Raw genomic sequence first — 17,094 nt, forward strand, 5'->3', positions numbered from 1 at the left:
CCTAAATGTATGACTAAAAAAACGGGACGCAGCCCGTTTTACATGATTAATTAAGCATTGTAGCTTTCTGTCAATTGAGGAACAACTTGTTTTTTACGTGATACTGCCCCAGCAAGAAAAGCGTGGTTATTTTCAAGTGTAAATTCAAAAGCTGCTTCAACTTTAGCCATATTTGAACCGAGAGCTAAAATCTCTGAATTTGAATTAACAATGTCAGTAATCATCAATACAAAATCCGAATAACCTTCTGTGACAATTGCTTCTTGAATAGCAACTTCAATCTCTTCTTGACGTGCTAAAATATCGTTAATGTCCACAGTATTAACTTGTGCAACACGAACAGCTTCTCCATTTAATTCAAATGTTTTAGCATCAATATCAATTAACTCCGCTGCAGTCTTACTTGAGAGGTTAGTACCTGCTTTAAGCATTTCTAAACCATATTCTTCTAAGTTTACACCTGCAAGCTCTGCTAGTTCTTTTGCAACTGGAATATCTGAAGCATGAGTTGTTGGTGATTTCAAAAGAAGAGTATCTGAAATCAAACCTGATAATAATAAACCAGCCAACTCTTTGGGTACTGATACTCCATTTTCCTTAAACATACGGTAAACAATCGATGATGCTGAGCCAACTGGTTCCAAACGCATATATAACGGATTGGCAGTCTCAAAGTTAGCAACACGATGATGATCAACAACACCATAAACTGTCACATCTTTAATATCAGAAATAGATTGTTGGAATTCGTTATGGTCAGTTAAAATGACTGTCTCTACACCCTCTGCTTTTGCAGATTCTACTACTCGAGGTGCTTGAACACCAAAATAATCTAAAACATATGCTGTTTCTTCATTTGGAGTTCCTAAAGCAACGGCCTCTGTGTCAAGCCCCCAAGCTTCTTTAGCTAGATATGCAAAAGCAACTGATGATCCAATAGCATCTGAATCTGGATTTTGGTGACCAAAGACTAAAATTTTAGACATGTTTTTACCTCTTCTTTTATATTCACCTTATTGTAGCAAAAATTGAATAACTTAGCAAAAAATCTTACTAGGAAGCCCTTTGCAACTAAAAAAGTTGAATAAAATTCAACTTAAAACTAATTTTGAATTCTTTTTAGATATTCTGTATAGGATTCTGTTTTCATGATATCTTTAGCGTTTTTAACACGTTCTGGAGTTGGTGGTTTCACACCAGCTAATGGATACGGAATTCCTAATTCACGCCATTTGAACTCTCCCATAGTATGATAAGGCAATACTTCAAATTTATCGACATTATCAAGTGTTTGGACAAATTCACCCAAACGTTTTAAATGGTCATCAATATCAGTCAATCCAGGAACTAAAACATGACGAATCCATACCGGAGTACCTCTATCAGATAAATATCTAGCAAACTGTAAAATATTTTTGTTAGACTGACGAGTTACAATTTTATGTTGTTCTGGATCAATTTCTTTTAAGTCAAGGAGTACCAAATCAGTAACATCTAACAATTTTTCAAGGATAGCATGGTATTCTGGTGTTGCTCGATAAGCAAAACCACAAGTATCTAGCGTCGTATGAATACCTAGTTTCTTAGCCTCAATAAAGAGAGCTGTAATAAAGTCAATTCGCAGCATTGCTTCACCACCTGAAACTGTGATACCTCCATCTTTTCCCCAAAAATGTTTATAACGAAGAGCTTCTTTTAGAACATCCTCAACGGTGCGTTCCTTTGAATTGTTAGTTTCCATTTCCCAAGTATCAGGATTATGACAGTATTGACAACGCATTTTACATCCTTGCATAAAAATGATAAAACGAATACCTGGCCCATCCACAGAGCCGAAACTTTCTGTAGAATGGATCATTCCTGTTACTTTTTTATAGTCTATTTCTGCCATTTCATCACCTTGTAACCGTTTTTATGACTTTATTATATCATTTTCATGAAAAAAAGACTAAGTAATCTTAGTCTTTTTCAATATTCTGTTCTATATCAGACAATAGCACTTTCAATTTTGTTATACGACCATCTTTAACTTTATCATTAATCAAAGTGATGCGTTTATCTTTGCTGTCTACTTCGTAAGCTACTTTTTCCTCTTGGTTTGGAATACTACCCACACCAGTTAAATAATAACCCGCAATTGTATCAACATCATCACTTTCTAACTCTGTCTCAAAATAATCATTAAATTCATTAAGCGTCATAGTTCCTAGAACAATATAGATATTCTCATCGATTTCCCTGACAAATTGTTCAGCTGTATCTGTTTCATCATCAATTTCGCCGACAATTTCTTCCAATAAATCCTCTAGAGTTACTAAACCAGCAACGCCACCATATTCATCTAGTAAAATGGCCATTTGATTTTGAGTGTTGCGTAATGCTTTTAAAAGATCATCTACAAAAATCGTTTCTGGAACAAAAAGAGGTTCCTGAAGTATTTTTCGCAAGTCGATAGTATCAAAACCAGTTTTAAAGCCCGCTTCCAATAAGCGCTTGGTATGTAAAACACCAACAACTCTATCTTTATCGTCATCATAAACAGGGACACGAGAAAAGTTTTGTGATAAAATTCCTTCAATATTTGATTGTGCATCATTGTTGATGTCAATCATGAAAGCATCAGTACGCGGAACCATAACTTCACGCGCCATCATTTCATCTAGCGAGAAAATCCCTTGCAGCATCTCAATTTCTTCAGCATCCAAAGTTTCTTCACTATTCGTCAACATATATTCAATTTCATCACGTGTCATCTTCTCGTCAGCATCATCAAAAGTCATCGGAGTGATTCTACTCAATAAGTTAGTTGAAGCTGAGAGCAACCATACAAAGGGGCTTACTATTTTCCCCAGAAAGATAATAATGGGAGCTGAAACAATCGCTAGACGATCTTTCAAATTCATAGCAATACGCTTAGGATATAATTCTCCTAGAACAATAGAGACATATGTTAAAAAGATTAGCGCAATAATACTCCCTGCTGTACGGGCTGTTGCTGAATTTCCTAGCCATCCTGAAATCACATGTCCTAGTGAGGCAGATAAACTAGCCCCTTGCAAAAGGCTAATAAAAGTAATACCAACTTGAATTGTTGATAAAAAATTATTGGGATTTTCAAGAACGTCCAAAAGACGTCGATACCTTTTGTCCCCTTCTTCAGCTTTCTGTTCTACTTTAGAGCGGTTTAGCGATACTAAAGCCATTTCAGATGCTGAAAAGAAGGCGTTAAACAGGGTTAATATTAATAAAATAACAAATTGTAGTAACAAACTCTGACTGCCAGGGTCTTCCATGGAAAATTACTCCTAAATAAAAATTATTTGAATTTAGCTGATAGCGATTAACTCTACCAACTGTTCTTCTATTAGATAATGCTATTATTATATCATATAATAGCACTGAGCGCATAGTCGATAATATTGTTTATGGCATTTTATAGCAATTAGTAATTTCTCAAAGTAAGTTCCGTCTGCCCTCCAAAACCGGAAGTTAGTGTGAAAAGGATTTTTATGGTGGAATTAAGTCTGAGACGTTTGGGTTAGAAATGAGTTTATCCATCATGACAAAACACAAACACCTAACTCTCTCAGACCGTAATGACATCCAATCTGGTTTGGATAGAGGAGAAACCTTTAAAGCCATCGGGCTTAATCTACTGAAACACCCTACTACTATCGCAAAAGAAGTCAAACGAAATAAGCAACTAAGAGAATCAACCAAAGACTGCCTAGACTGTCCGCTACTAAGAAAAGCTCCCTATGTTTGTAATGGGTGTCCAAAGAGGAGGATCAACTGTGGTTACAAGAAGACCTTCTATCTTGCTAAGCAAGCTCAAAGAAACTATGAAAAACTTTTAGTTGAATCTAGAGAAGGAATCCCTTTGAACAAAGAGACCTTCTGGAAAATAGATAGAGTGCTTTCTAATGGGGTCAAGAAGGGCCAACGTATCTATCATATCCTCAAAACCAACGATCTAGAAGTGAGTTCTTCAACCGTTTATCGACACATCAAGAAAGGCTACCTATCCATCACACCAATCGACCTACCCAGAGCTGTGAAGTTCAAAAAAAGGCGAAAGAGCACACTCCCTCCTATTCCAAAAGCGATTAAAGAAGGGCGACGGTACGAGGATTTTATAGAACACATGAACCAATCAGAGCTGAACTCCTGGCTTGAAATGGACACGGTTATTGGACGGATTGGTGGAAAGGTCCTTCTCACCTTCAATGTCGCCTTCTGTAACTTCATCTTTGCCAAACTGATGGATTCTAAGACAGCTATCGAAACTGCTAAACACATACAGGTCATTAAGAGGACACTCTATGATAACAAGAGAGACTTCTTCGAACTCTTTCCTGTTATCCTAACGGATAATGGTGGGGAATTCGCTAGAGTGGATGATATTGAGATAGATGTTTGTGGACAGTCTCAACTCTTCTTTTGTGACCCTAATCGGTCTGACCAGAAAGCAAGAATCGAGAAGAATCATACCCTCGTGAGAGACATACTGCCTAAGGGGACTTCCTTCGACAACTTGACTCAAGAGGACATTAATCTGGCACTATCTCATATCAACAGCGTTAAGAGACAGGCTCTAAATGGTAAAACGGCTTATGAGCTATTCTCTTTTACTTACGGAAAAGACATCGCAAGTATACTCGGTATTGAGGAAATTACTGCGGAAGACGTCTGCCAATCTCCCAAACTATTAAAAGACAAAATCTAACCTAATCAACTAACTGATACAACCTAAACGTCTCACACTAACTTCAACCATAGCGGAACTTAGTCTGAGACGGATTTTCGTTGGTTTTTATTGGTTTTTATCAGACTAAATTCCATTTCTACTAGAGGTGGAACTTACTTTGAGAATTTAGCTTTTATAGCAATTATCATTTTTGCTAATTGCCTAAAGATAGTTACACCTCATTTTCATATGATTGTAACTTTTCTACCATAATTAAAAAGGGGGGCGTATTAACTTGATTGAGTGGTTGATAAAGCATTGTAGCGAAATTATTCTGTGGTAATTGTTCCACGAATGCTATCACCGCATCTCTCTCACTTTTTCCACCATCATGACCATAATAAACCATAAGTGATAGACGTCCACCTACTTCTAAAATGTCTAAAACGTTTTTGATTGCCTTGATAGTTGTGTGTGGTTTTGTAATAACTGTTTTATCCGCTGAGGGTAAGTATCCCAGATTAAATATAGCCGCTCTTAAAGGTGTATGAACATACTGTTCCAAATTTTCATGCCCATCCAAGATAAGTTCAGCGTTAGAGATCCCTTGCTCCGTGAGCTTTGCTTTCGTTTTTGCTATTGCTTCTTCTTGAATATCAAATGCATAAACTTTTTTAGAACTTTTCGCTAAAAAAACAGTATCATTCCCATTTCCCATAGTTGCATCAAGCGTTATTGCTTCTTTATCAATAACTTCTGCTAAAAAATCATGAGAAAGATGAATTGGTCTTTTAATCATGTTTTACCTCAACTTTACATCCTTGATATGACTGTCTTTTCTCCATTTCTTTGTCAATGGCATTAAGCACTTCCCATTTATTAAGGCTCCACATCGGTCCAATTAACATATGACGTGGCGCATCACCAGTAATTCGGTGAATAACAATATGTTTTGGAATAATCTCCAGTTGGTCACAAATAATCGAAATATAGTCTTCTTGACTTAACAAACGTAAACGACCTTCATGGTAATCTCTCTGCATTCTTGTATTAATCATAAGATGCAGAAGGTGTAATTTTATACCCTGAATATCATTATCCGTAACACATCGACGAACATTTTCCACCATCATATCATGTGTCTCCCCTGGGAGACCATTTATTAGGTGAGAAACGATTTCTACTTTAGGAGCTAATTCTCGTACTCTCTTAACAGTTTTTTTGTAAAGGTCATATGAATGTGCTCTATTTATTAATGCAGAAGTTGCTTCATAAGTTGTCTGAAGGCCTAATTCTAAAGTCACATGCATTCTTTCAGAAAGTTCAGCGAGATAGTATATAGTTTCATCAGGTAAGCAATCCGGCCTTGTTCCGATGTTGATCCCGATAACTCCTGGCTCATTAATAGCCTGTTCGTAACGCTCTTTAATTATCTCTAACTTAGCATGGGTATTGGTAAAATTTTGAAAATAGACTAAGTATTTATTAACCTCAGGCCACTTTCTATGCATGAAATCAATTTCTTTATAGAATTGTTCACGAATAGGAGCTTCTGGAGCAACTATAGCATCCCCTGAACCAGAAACTGTGCAAAAAGTGCACCCTCCTCTAGCAACTGTTCCATCTCTGTTAGGACAGTCAAAACCAGCATCTATAGGTAATTTAAATATTTTTTCTCCAAAGAGTTCTCGATAATAATCATTAATCGCACGATAACGTTTTTTCATAGGATAATTGTATCACAATTTTAACTAAAATAACCTCACTACTACAATAAAACTAAAAAAGATTGGAACGTCAGTTAGTCCCAATCTTTTATTTACTTCACTTTCTTTAACCAATCCTTGGATAAAAAGATATACGCAGTTAGATTCAAAATACCATAAGCAAGTATAAAACCAGCTAAAACATCTGTCGGAAAATGAACCCCTAGGTAAATACGAGATAACCCAATTAAAAAAATGAGCAAACCCAATGTACCTTGGCACAACAGTTTCCATATACTCTTAGGCATATAGTACTGCAATAAAATAATACTACTCCCAAATATCATAAATGTTCCCATCGAGTGCCCACTGGGAAACGAATAGCCACCTGCAAATACTAAATGGGTTAAAGTTGGTCTCACTCTTTGAAAAATAAGTTTTAAAGAAAGTATACATATACCAGAGATAATAGCATTTACTGCGATAAATCTAGCTTGAGGATACCACTTCTTAAGGTAACAGAAAGTGACGCTCATAATCGCAATAGCTATCTGGCTTACAGTATTACCAACCACAGTGATTAACTTAAAAAATCTTGTAGAAAGATTTGGCAACTGTCCTCTAACACTTTCTTGAATAGTTTGGTCAAATGCGATTACAGTGTCGGGCCAATATTTGATGACCAATCCTAAACTGAAAAATAAGATAATAGCAATAAATGCTTGAATAAGTTTACTATTTTGACGAGATAACATTAGTCTTTTTATATCTTTCTAATATTGGCAAACAAGCCACGTAAGTTAGATAGAAAACAATCGAAATTAAAATTCCCTCAACGATATTAAATGGAATAACCATTGTTAAAAGGTAATTGCCTACACCAATAAATGTTCTGATATCAAAGTTAGCAAATATAGCATACAAAGGAATCGCAAAGACATAGTTGAGAGCTACCATAGATACAGTCAAGCTAACTGTACCAAATAAACTAGCTTTAATAAAATCTTTTGCACTCTCTCTATTTTTCCAGAAAATAGCGAAACTTGCTAAAAATAGAGCTAGAGCAACCATATTCATCGGTAAACCGATAAAGGTTTCTGGACCACGATTAGCAAGTATAACTTTTAAAAGTGATCTTAATAAGAGTACACCATAACTTGATTTCAAATCAAATAAAATAAAAGCAACTAACATCGGAAGGATTGAAAAATCAACCTTTAAAAATTCTGCTCCTGGTATTAATGGAAATGAAACCATCATCAATACAAAAGATAAGGCAGAAAGAATGGCGATTGTCACCATTTTACGTGTATTTGTCATAAAAAAATTCCTCCAATTTAAATAAATTGAAAGAAGCTCCAAAGGTAAGCGTAGGTACGCGAAAAAAACCTTTGTCTTCTCCCATCCAGACTTTACTGTCGGTTGTGGAATCTCACCACATCAGCTTTCGCTCGCGGACTGATGCTTCACAACTGACAAATAAGTTGGAAGCGATTACCGCCGGTCGGGAATTACACCCTGCCCTGAAGACACCTATAGCATAACAAAAAAAACTTGCAATTGCAAGTTTTTTAATCACTAATTAGTAGTAGATTGTATAATATTAATTTTTAACATCAATTAATTGACAGCGCACTAATACTCTAGCTACTCCTGCCTTTGTACAAGTAAACAAGCTTAAGTCCCAATCATTGTCTGATGTGGCAGTTTTATAAACTTTTTCAATCGCTGTTGGTTCAATAATTTCTCTATTACCGATTTTGTAGTGATAGATTTGCCCTGTTGTAGTTGTAAAATAAACATCCGTTCCCATATCTACATTTTTTAAAGCATCAAAATGATAAGGAAAATTATGCGCACAAATCACCATGTTATTAGTTAAATAAGAACCATAATACCTTGTAGGCGTCTTAGACAGTTGTTCAAAACTATAATTAGCAGCTACCGGTAAATGCAGTTTTAAGTTCGGAATATCCAGAGTTCCCAAGTAATCTGTTTTATCCAACTTTTTTACAGGTAATTCTCCATTTTCTGAACCCTTTACTTGATGCGTAATAGATTTATCAAGCACCTTGACAATATGCTGAGAAGTTAAATCAGCTTGATGCGCCTGATTAATATTATACCAACCCCAATAGATTCCAGAACTTACCAGAATAATTCCGAGTATAGCTAAAAAATTTGCTGAATATCTTCTAATCACGTCTTCTTCTCCATTTTAAAGCTATTATTAAACACAGAAGTCCTGACATAATTAGTATAGGTATTGGCCACCATACTTGTCCAGTAAACGGAAGCTTTCCCTTTGTCTGATGTGTTACTGTAGGAGTAATTGTCTCTTCTTTTTTAGGTTTAGCATTTAAAGGGCTCATTTTCTCAAATGCTGTAATATCGTACTTCCCATCCTTAGGTATTGATAGTATAAAGGGAGACATTAGTTCATAACCTTGAGCCGTTTTAGTCTGAATAAATAGATAAATCCCTTGAGGAAGATTGTTCGCAACAATACCTTCAGCCGGTAAATTATCAAACGTTTGTAAAGGTTGAGTTTTATGAACAGCTTTTGTTAGTAGATTGACGTATTTGGCTTGGTTACTATCAAGGTTTACTTGTGTTAGATCATCGTCTTTTATTCCAATACCTTGAAATGGGGTAGTTAGAGTAAAAACTTGATTACCATCAACATCTTTAGCTTGTGCTACTTGGTAAACAAGTAAATTACCGCCAGCGATACCTTGATTATTATACTTATTTTGTATAGTAATAGAACCCGTTTTCATCTGATCATTGGTATCAGCAGACACAAGTTGAGTACTTAGACTAAATAATAAGAGAAGAGTTATCTTTAGGATCTTTTTATAAATCATTGTTCTCTTCCTTTCTCATTGCTTGTTTTAAAATTTTCTTACGTTGACGTGCTCTCCTAGTTACTTCTAAAGAGATTAAAAGTAAAATCAAAGTAAGGAAAATAGCGATAAATGGTGCGATATAAATAGGCTCTATTTGTATTGCCTCTGCTACTACCAAAGCGTTACCATTATCGTTTGGTACACGATGTCCTCTCACTAGTAACCGATGGGTATTAACGCCATATGGTGTACACGTCACCAAAGTTTGGTAGTCTTTACCTTTAACAATTTGTAAATCCCTCAAATCATCCGGTTTAACTGTTCTGATTTGATCCACTTGATAAGTATATGTTTCATTTAAGATACTGACTGTCCAGTGGTCTCCAACTTTTAACTTATCCAAATCAGAAAAAAGCCTTGAAGAGGGTAAACCTCTATGTCCTGATAAAATAGAATGAGTTGAGTCTCCTCCAATTGGAAGACTACTTCCTTCTAAATGACCAATAGAAGTTTGAAGCACTTTTTCACTTGTACCATGATAAAGTGGTAATTTTATGTTTATCTTTGGAATTGAAATATAACCCATATTACCCGTTTTATCGATAGCCAGTTGTGAATTATAATCCAAACGCTCTTGGCTAGTCATGTGCCACTTCATTCCTGAAGTTTTAAATTGCTTATTATATTCTTTGGCTCGGTTAATAATTTTTTTATAATCGTTTTCATCCATATGCGTTACGCGGTCTTGGTAATCCATAATCGCTCGAGATTGGTGAAATGAATTCCAATAATTAGCAAGTGAAGGATAAGCCATTAAGCCTACCCCCACTGCAATTATAGTGACAAGCAAAATGGATACTAAATGTTGTCTTATTTTTTTCATATATTTTAAATCTGTACCACTTTGCTAGCCCATCTTATTAAGAACGTAAACGACGACGAGCAACAAGCACGATACCTGCTCCTATTACTAAAATTGCACCTATAATGTAGAAAATTGTTGTACCAATACCACCTGTTGAAGGCAACTCAGTACCTTTGTTATTTTCAACAGTTGGGTTAACTAAAAGGTTATCTGAATTAGTCGTATCAGTGGCTCCATCTCCTAAAATAACCTTCTGAGAGTTATCTAACAAATTGTAACCTAAGGGAGCCTTTTTCTCAACTAGATAGTATGTACCTTCTTTCAAGCCTGTAATGGTAATTATACCATCTGCTCCTGTTGTATATTCTGTTGCATTAGCTTCTGTGCCCCATTCAACGTTATTTGTATCGTTAAAGTTTAGAAATTGACCCGTAGCATTCTTTAAAACAAATATAGCACCTTGTAATGAAGCTTTTGTGGAACCATCAATTTTTTTTATAGTAATTTGACCATCCCTCACTGTTACTTTTTGACCTGGGTCATCATTGCTAGTATTGGGGTTGATGGTCGCAATGTTTGTATTTTCTGGTAAATCAGCTGAACCTGGTTTAGCTCCACTCTTTAATACTCCTGTATAAGTGACTGTGATTGTATTTATTCCCTTATAAAAAAAGTCATCATTAGCTCCATTTTGAGTATTTCCGGTTGGAGTATTGGTAGCTGCCCACGGAATAGTAATCGTGAAATTATTATTTTCCTCTAACAGGTTATACTTCCCAGTTGCTTTTTCCGAACCTTGAGTTAGAGTTGTAATATTCCCTGATCCATCAGTAATAGTTACTTCATAAGACCCTTCGTTCAAATCAACTACAGAAGCAGATGGCATAGTATCCTTTATAACATATTGATACACTTTTTCTGTACCATGATAATTGACTGCATTCTTATAAGTAATAGTATATTTGACTGTATCACCAACCGAGTACGTTTTTTGATCTACAGTTTTTCCACCACCATCTCCCCATGTCGCATCAGTATTCTTTTCATGAATAGTAGCATTTGGAGTTACAGATGTAACCATAATTACAGCTCCATTATTAACAGTGCTAGAAACATAATAATATCCATATTGGGAAACATTAATAACCTCAGTACCATCATTATTTGACTCAGTAACAGTGGAAACTGGTGTAGTATTAGCTGATATAGATTTAGCCCATGTCGCAATCTCATTTGCTGACGCAGTATCTTTTTTAGTTACATATGTTCTCCCTCCATTAGTAGTTGTCGTAAAAAGAGAATTAAAATCAGTTGAAGCTTTATACTCAGCTTCTTTACCTTGAGGAATTAAATAAGAAGCTCCATCTTTATTCGAATCAGATACATTTGCATTATCTATTTCTGCATCAAAAACTTTATATGCTTTATAGGTTGCGCCTTTTTGAGTATCTTGAACTGTAATTGTCCCTGTCTCAGCGGCAAAAGCTATCGGCGTAACTGGTGATACAGCCATACCAAATGCTAAACTCGCCACTAACAGCGATTGAATCATTTTCTTTTTCATTGAAATCTTTCTCCTAAAATCATATTGATGAATGATTAATTCATATTTTTTTTCGATAGTATAATATTAATCCTGATGGTAGAGCTAAAGCTAAACCAACTAGGATATAAATGTGTGTTCCAATACCTCCAGTACTAGGCAATTCTGTTCCTTTACTGTTAGTAATTTTAAAAGTATATACTGTACTTCCATCCACTAAATTCTCTTTTATTGGTGTCGCATTATTACCATTTTGTTCAAAGGTAACTCCCGTAGAAATCACTAATACTGATATATCATTTTTAGGTAGTAGGTACCCTGGAGGGGCCTTTGTCTCTGTTAGGTAGTATTTTCCTACTGGCAAACTGAGGTAGTTATTAGCATCCACTAATAACAAGCCTTTATCGTTTGTCACCAGCCCTGAATACATAGGATGTGAAGCTTTATTCCCATTAGCATCTGATTCATAAATATCAAAAACTGCACCTGCTAAAAAATTATTATCATTTTCGACATTAACTTTCTGTAGTCGTACTTTTTGCTTGATACGTGTATTGGTAAAGCTAATATCTACGTCTCCTGAAACTGTCAGGGATTGTAAGCCGGTAGCATCATAAGTTTTATCAGCTTCACCAGTTGCTAGATTTTTTTCTGTAATTGACTCAGATACTTTAAATTCATCGTAGGCTTGTTCATCTATTGATATAGAAGTTCCATAAGGTACTTTAAATTCCTTAGTCTGACCATCTCTCAGCGGAAAATTCTCTTGTTGCAACGTTTCACTTGGATTAAACAAGAAGTCTTTCGTCTTATCTTCATCTAGTCCAACGACAGTTTTACTTACTCTGACGGTGTATTCTTTAGGTTGCCAAACAGCATATAAGGTATTTGTTGCATCAGGGTTGTTATCAATACCTATTGATTGACCTGCTGTAAATTCCACACGTCCTGTATCAGCTAAATCCTTATCATGATGCCAACCAATAAGGTTGTAACCTGTCCTTGTAAAGTATTGGTTTTCAGGAATTGTAGTTGTGCTATTCAACTCCATACGCGGTGTCTCCACTTGTGTTACCACATTACCATTTTCTACTCTAGTACCACCGTTACCATTGTATTTGATGGAGGTATCTTCTAATTTGATATCTCCTACTGGAATAATGACAGGTTTTATGGTGATATTTTTATTAGCATCTGCTAAATGGGCGTCAATATCAATGGAATCATATGGGTTATAAATTTTACCATTGTACCACCAGCCACGGAAACGATAGCCATCTGGCATTGTCGGACGTCTCAGTAAGGCTGAATGGGAGCCATCGTCATAGGAATCAGGGTCAGTAGGCTCATTACTTGTTTGTAATTGCTGACCAGAAGCATCCAATGCTGGCTTTCCATCTGTACCAACAGCATCATTGCTGTATATAATATGATAATCTCCAGCCTTTCGCCAAATAGCTCTTAAATTGATATCTTGAGTTACAGCACCTGAAAAGTTATAAGGTCTAATACTACCATCTGGATTAACATAATACCAACCGACTAATTTGTAAGCGTCTTTTACGTACTTGTACTTAGTTGTTGTATCAACATTTGAGAGACTAGTATCTGTCGTATAATAGGCATCTTTAGTTGAGTCGGGATCTTTATCTCGTGAATCATACTTATAATAATATGTACCTGAAGGATCTTGGATATAATCCCTTGTAATATCTGTATAATCCGGAATACGATCACCATAATGCAAATCTAAATAGGTATCATCTGTTTTTGATAATCGGCCTCCGTTTGGATCAATATTGACACGATATGTTACCTTTTGCCAACCTGCATAGACTTTAACATCATGAGGAGGCATAGTCGTGTTAAAGTCAAATACTTGTGTTTGTGCTTGGTCTTTATACCATTTACCATCCCAAACATACCCTGGTCGACTAGGTTTAGGTTGAACAGTTGTCGTATCGGGGGCATAAGAGGACAAATTTTGCTCATATAGAACATCCTTTACTGGAAAATTAGGAAGCTCTGTATTATCAAGCGGATCTAAATATTTAATCTTGTATGAATTACGTTCATACCATACCACTAAGTTCAAATAATCTTTGTGGTAGGCACCATATCTATCATAGTATTCATCTGAAATAGGAACTTTTACTCCTGCACTCGTTTGACTTGCGTACTGATCAAAAAGGTAATTATCAGGATATAAACGTTGATAATATTTAACATTAAACCCTAGATATTTTTCTGTAAAGGTAAATTCATCTGCCCCAGCACCTCCACCGGTATCTGCTAAAGAATAAGTGCCATCCAAACCTTGTTTGAAGAACCGATAAGTTTGAACTATATTCCCTTTTGGAAAGAGTTTGATAACATCTGAATCAACGGTATCATTAGGTAAAATGAACTCACCCAAATAACTCATCCCATAGGTTCCAACTTGGTTATTTCCAACATTGGCTAAATAACCCCATGCACCCGTCTTCCATTGATAACCATTAGCGGCCAAGGTTGTACCGTAAAGTCCTGTGTAAGTATCAGCATCAGAGCTCCAATTATACGAATAGTAATATTCTGGCAAGGAATATCCGCCATATTTTGCAAATTTTATTGTGATGAGTTTTCTATCATAATAAACATTAACAACACTTGAACCATCGTCTTTTATCATGACAGAAGTTTCTGTCCTCGTATTATTAACTTTAAAGCCAGTCGGTAGTTTATCATTAATATCTTGTTGTGTTAGCGTCTGATTAGATAAAGATAGGCCTGATCGTGTTACTTGCCCTGCGTACTCATATGTCTTTTGCGCATCAGTAGCATTTTTATTATCCGTTGCTGATTGTTGCCAGTAGTTTATCGTGTAGGTTGTTTGTGCGGGCGACCAATGTGCATATAGCGTCGTATCCTTGGTCAAGACTTGATTAAAATCAAAGGCTGCCCCACCACTAGCAGCTGTGTACCACCCTGCAAAAGTATAACCTGGCCTCGTTGGATCATTAGGCTTAATTGTCGAAGCAGGTTGGCCTGTTAACACACGACGAGGTGCAATATAGGTAACTCCTGTTGATAAGTCGCCTGTGTTGAATTCAACACCGTACGATTCTTTAAAGACAGGATAAAGACTTATGTCTGAAGATACAGGTAATGCTTGAATTTCTGATTCAGAAAGTGGAGCTCCATTTTGAGTTTTAGACCAACCTACAAATAACAATGTTGAAGTGGGTGGTGAAACTTTAAATGAACTTAAATCCGCGGTTCCGTTTCCTGAACTATCCAATGGTACTTGATAACGCTCCAAAATACTTTTACCAGCAGAATCATCATATAAAGTTACTGTCGCCACTTTACTCATAAATGGACGAACACAAATTTCTTTTGTCTCAGTTACAGTTATTGGCTCACCAAATTTAACAGGGTCACCATACTTTCCAGTAGTAGGATCATAGGTATACCAACCATTAAAATGCTCTCCTGCTTTAATCGTCGGAATCCCAACTTCTCCTAGAGATTCTCCATCTTTTATAATTTGATGATGAACTTGCATACCTGAAGCTGTCAGGAAATCATAATCAGTTCCGTCATTATTTTGAAAATGGTAAGTTAACCTAGGAACTTCTGTATTATCCTCTTGAACAATTGCATAAATGGAGAATGAATCTGTTTTAAAAGCAACATCACTGCTAGTGTTCTTAGTTTCTGCAGTATCTTTAGATTTTAATACTTCTGTTTGACCATCATCTTTAAAGTGAACAACTTTAAGGTTTTCATCTGAAGCTTCTAATGGCTTATCATAGTTAACCTCTACTTTTACTGGAGCTTGGGGTTCTGCTTCTTTACCATTTGACTCAATAGTAATGTCATAGAGTTTGAAATTTTTGATTTCACTATCTTGTTTAGCAACCTCTGTCAATGCTTTTTTCTTATAATCTTTAAAAGTAGCTGAATTGTCTTTTAATTCCGTCACCTTTAAATCAGCATTTTTAGGAATCTTAGCTTCTTTGGTCAAAGTCACTGTTACAGTATAGTCTGCACCTCTAAACATCAATGGTTCTTCACGATAAGCAGCTTCCTCAGAAGATGATGTTTCTGTTACACTAGAAGCAGGAGTCTGGGGCTTGCTCTGCTCAACACTTGATTGAGAACTAGATGTTGATGAAGTTACCTGGCTAGAATTTTTATTTTCTAAAGTAATCCCCACATCATCTGTCTTAGTTTCTTCAACTGTTATTGCTGGTAGAATTAAAAAATAAGTCGTTAAAAAAGTTGTTAGGATCATCAATGACCACATGATAATTTTCCACTCTTTAGGGTGTTTTTTCTTTTTTAATGATTCGATTATAAAAGTTTGACACTTCTTTAGCATTTTTGCATCCTCCCTAACCTTAATTGATACTACTAATCTTACCTAGAGGCCATATTCTGAAAGAAATTTTACCTACAATTTGTTCTTCTGAAACATCTCCTACAGAAGTACTTCGAGAATCAATTGAAGTTTTTCGGTTGTCTCCTAATACAAAAATTTTTTTATCAGGTACTTGATATGGGTATTTTATATTACTATTACCGAGTGCTTTATGAATAACATATGGTTCTTTCAACTTATGTTGATTCACGTAAACATCCCCTTGAGAATCAATATTAACCCAGTCTCCTGACTCTGCAATAACCCGCTTGACTAGGACCTTATTATTGTAGTAAAACGCGACAACGTCTCCAGTTTTAAAATTTGAACCTTTTACTGTAAAGACTACATCACCTGCACTTAAAGTCTTATTCATTGAATGTCCGTAGATTCTTAATACAGGCAACCATAAAACCGCAATTAAAATGGCTATTGAGGCAACCGCCATCAAGATGTATATGGTATTTTTAATGACACTCCAAAAGCGTTTCTGATAAGTTACGCGATCCAGTTCTTGAGATAATTTATCTGAACTAATCTGTCTTTTCATTGTCTACGCCTCTCTTATCTACTAAATTCTTTACGTTTTCTAAATAGGTATCTGCAGCTAACTGAGCAGTCTCAAAAATACCACTAAGCATTAAGGAAGCTTCGGCAATAGAACCAGCTTTGCTAATTTTGATTTTTTTATCATCTAGCGCTTCTTTAAGTTGCTGAATCTCTTTCTCTTGTTTTTCAATAAGAAGTTGCTGTTCTAACATAATTTCTAGCAAGTCTTTTCTTTTTAATTTTTTTAAATCTTCCATCGCGATTACTTCCTTAACTGAACCTTAAATTATCGTTTAGATATTATATCAAAGTTCTAACCTTTAAACTCATTTTTTGTCCTGTGTTTTTTCTCAAAAAAGTCTATGCTAAATTAACATTTTTGATAATTTTTTGAAAAATCTCATCGAAGTCATTTTCTTTTTGAAAGCTCGAATTCTAGGCATTAAAAAGCCATATATCAAATTGATATATGGCTTTTTTTATTATTTAA

The 17,094-nt window shown here is 35.6% G+C and carries 15 protein-coding genes and 1 riboswitch; of the genes, 1 reads left to right on the forward strand and 14 read right to left on the reverse strand.

Annotation, left to right across the window (positions count from 1 at the left end):
• Nucleotides 1–50: 50 nt before the first annotated feature.
• The 3 genes from A6J68_RS08575 to A6J68_RS08585 form a co-directional block, all read right to left on the reverse strand.
• Nucleotides 51–986 (reverse strand): manganese-dependent inorganic pyrophosphatase, encoded by a 936-nt coding sequence (locus A6J68_RS08575; protein WP_000036019.1) that lies wholly within the window; start codon nt 984–986, stop codon nt 51–53.
• A gap of 116 nt (nt 987–1,102) precedes the next feature.
• Nucleotides 1,103–1,891 (reverse strand): pyruvate formate-lyase-activating protein, encoded by a 789-nt coding sequence (gene pflA, locus A6J68_RS08580; RefSeq protein WP_000807702.1) that lies wholly within the window; start codon nt 1,889–1,891, stop codon nt 1,103–1,105.
• 67 nt (nt 1,892–1,958) lie between these two features.
• The gene (locus A6J68_RS08585) at nt 1,959–3,293 is read right to left on the reverse strand and encodes a hemolysin family protein (protein WP_000389987.1); all 1,335 of its coding nucleotides are present in this window, start codon (nt 3,291–3,293) and stop codon (nt 1,959–1,961) included.
• Nucleotides 3,294–3,559: 266 nt separating this feature from the next.
• On the opposite strand from A6J68_RS08585, the gene A6J68_RS08590 reads away from it, so the two are divergent.
• Nucleotides 3,560–4,726, forward strand: coding sequence for an IS30-like element ISSag9 family transposase (locus A6J68_RS08590; RefSeq protein WP_000160598.1), 1,167 nt, complete (start codon nt 3,560–3,562; stop codon nt 4,724–4,726).
• 193 nt (nt 4,727–4,919) lie between these two features.
• Here A6J68_RS08590 and A6J68_RS08595 read toward each other — a convergent pair whose 3' ends face one another.
• The 11 genes from A6J68_RS08595 to A6J68_RS08645 form a co-directional block, all read right to left on the reverse strand.
• Complete coding sequence (locus tag A6J68_RS08595) at nt 4,920–5,486, reverse strand: tRNA (mnm(5)s(2)U34)-methyltransferase (RefSeq protein ID WP_000596037.1); 567 nt, start codon at nt 5,484–5,486, stop codon at nt 4,920–4,922.
• Entirely contained in the window at nt 5,479–6,414 is a 936-nt protein-coding gene (locus A6J68_RS08600) for a TIGR01212 family radical SAM protein (protein WP_000747788.1), read from the reverse strand. Before A6J68_RS08600 ends, A6J68_RS08595 begins: the two co-directional genes overlap by 8 nt.
• Before the next feature lie 92 nt (nt 6,415–6,506).
• On the reverse strand, nt 6,507–7,148 hold the full coding sequence (locus tag A6J68_RS08605; protein WP_000952714.1) for a phosphatase PAP2 family protein: 642 nt from the start codon (nt 7,146–7,148) through the stop codon (nt 6,507–6,509).
• Complete coding sequence (locus A6J68_RS08610) at nt 7,129–7,713, reverse strand: ECF transporter S component (protein ID WP_000185809.1); 585 nt, start codon at nt 7,711–7,713, stop codon at nt 7,129–7,131. The genes A6J68_RS08605 and A6J68_RS08610 overlap by 20 nt, the downstream gene beginning before the upstream one ends.
• A 69-nt stretch (nt 7,714–7,782) precedes the next feature.
• Nucleotides 7,783–7,928: riboswitch (FMN riboswitch) on the reverse strand.
• Between the two features lie 68 nt (nt 7,929–7,996).
• Nucleotides 7,997–8,596 (reverse strand): sortase, encoded by a 600-nt coding sequence (locus A6J68_RS08615; RefSeq protein WP_000621246.1) that lies wholly within the window; start codon nt 8,594–8,596, stop codon nt 7,997–7,999.
• Nucleotides 8,589–9,260 carry a hypothetical protein gene (locus A6J68_RS08620; protein ID WP_000639479.1) on the reverse strand — a complete coding sequence of 224 codons (672 nt, stop codon included), beginning with the start codon at nt 9,258–9,260 and terminating at the stop codon, nt 8,589–8,591. Before A6J68_RS08620 ends, A6J68_RS08615 begins: the two co-directional genes overlap by 8 nt.
• Nucleotides 9,250–10,125 (reverse strand): class C sortase, encoded by an 876-nt coding sequence (locus tag A6J68_RS08625; protein WP_032456235.1) that lies wholly within the window; start codon nt 10,123–10,125, stop codon nt 9,250–9,252. The genes A6J68_RS08620 and A6J68_RS08625 overlap by 11 nt, the downstream gene beginning before the upstream one ends.
• A gap of 37 nt (nt 10,126–10,162) precedes the next feature.
• Nucleotides 10,163–11,671 (reverse strand): SpaH/EbpB family LPXTG-anchored major pilin, encoded by a 1,509-nt coding sequence (locus A6J68_RS08630; protein ID WP_000728388.1) that lies wholly within the window; start codon nt 11,669–11,671, stop codon nt 10,163–10,165.
• A gap of 40 nt (nt 11,672–11,711) precedes the next feature.
• Nucleotides 11,712–16,016, reverse strand: coding sequence for an InlB B-repeat-containing protein (locus A6J68_RS08635; RefSeq protein ID WP_000913265.1), 4,305 nt, complete (start codon nt 16,014–16,016; stop codon nt 11,712–11,714).
• Between the two features lie 19 nt (nt 16,017–16,035).
• Entirely contained in the window at nt 16,036–16,605 is a 570-nt protein-coding gene (lepB, locus tag A6J68_RS08640) for a signal peptidase I (protein ID WP_000828633.1), read from the reverse strand.
• The gene (locus A6J68_RS08645) at nt 16,589–16,861 is read right to left on the reverse strand and encodes a hypothetical protein (protein WP_000389766.1); all 273 of its coding nucleotides are present in this window, start codon (nt 16,859–16,861) and stop codon (nt 16,589–16,591) included. Before A6J68_RS08645 ends, lepB begins: the two co-directional genes overlap by 17 nt.
• Nucleotides 16,862–17,094: the final 233 nt, after the last annotated feature.

The sequence above is a fragment of the Streptococcus sp. 'group B' genome (genome assembly GCF_002073795.1).
Taxonomy (GTDB): domain Bacteria; phylum Bacillota; class Bacilli; order Lactobacillales; family Streptococcaceae; genus Streptococcus; species Streptococcus agalactiae.

Bases quoted from the DNA above. Each gene is read 5' to 3' on its own strand.
- A6J68_RS08575 (WP_000036019.1), bottom strand. From the start codon at position 986: ATGTCTAAAATTTTAGTCTTTGGTCACCAAAATCCAGATTCAGATGCT.
- pflA (WP_000807702.1), bottom strand. From the start codon at position 1,891: ATGGCAGAAATAGACTATAAAAAAGTAACAGGAATGATCCATTCTACA.
- A6J68_RS08585 (WP_000389987.1), bottom strand. From the start codon at position 3,293: ATGGAAGACCCTGGCAGTCAGAGTTTGTTACTACAATTTGTTATTTTA.
- A6J68_RS08590 (WP_000160598.1), top strand. From the start codon at position 3,560: ATGACAAAACACAAACACCTAACTCTCTCAGACCGTAATGACATCCAA.
- A6J68_RS08595 (WP_000596037.1), bottom strand. From the start codon at position 5,486: ATGATTAAAAGACCAATTCATCTTTCTCATGATTTTTTAGCAGAAGTT.
- A6J68_RS08600 (WP_000747788.1), bottom strand. From the start codon at position 6,414: ATGAAAAAACGTTATCGTGCGATTAATGATTATTATCGAGAACTCTTT.
- A6J68_RS08605 (WP_000952714.1), bottom strand. From the start codon at position 7,148: ATGTTATCTCGTCAAAATAGTAAACTTATTCAAGCATTTATTGCTATT.
- A6J68_RS08610 (WP_000185809.1), bottom strand. From the start codon at position 7,713: ATGACAAATACACGTAAAATGGTGACAATCGCCATTCTTTCTGCCTTA.
- A6J68_RS08620 (WP_000639479.1), bottom strand. From the start codon at position 9,260: ATGATTTATAAAAAGATCCTAAAGATAACTCTTCTCTTATTATTTAGT.
- A6J68_RS08625 (WP_032456235.1), bottom strand. From the start codon at position 10,125: ATGAAAAAAATAAGACAACATTTAGTATCCATTTTGCTTGTCACTATA.
- A6J68_RS08630 (WP_000728388.1), bottom strand. From the start codon at position 11,671: ATGAAAAAGAAAATGATTCAATCGCTGTTAGTGGCGAGTTTAGCATTT.
- A6J68_RS08635 (WP_000913265.1), bottom strand. From the start codon at position 16,016: ATGCTAAAGAAGTGTCAAACTTTTATAATCGAATCATTAAAAAAGAAA.
- lepB (WP_000828633.1), bottom strand. From the start codon at position 16,605: ATGAAAAGACAGATTAGTTCAGATAAATTATCTCAAGAACTGGATCGC.
- A6J68_RS08645 (WP_000389766.1), bottom strand. From the start codon at position 16,861: ATGGAAGATTTAAAAAAATTAAAAAGAAAAGACTTGCTAGAAATTATG.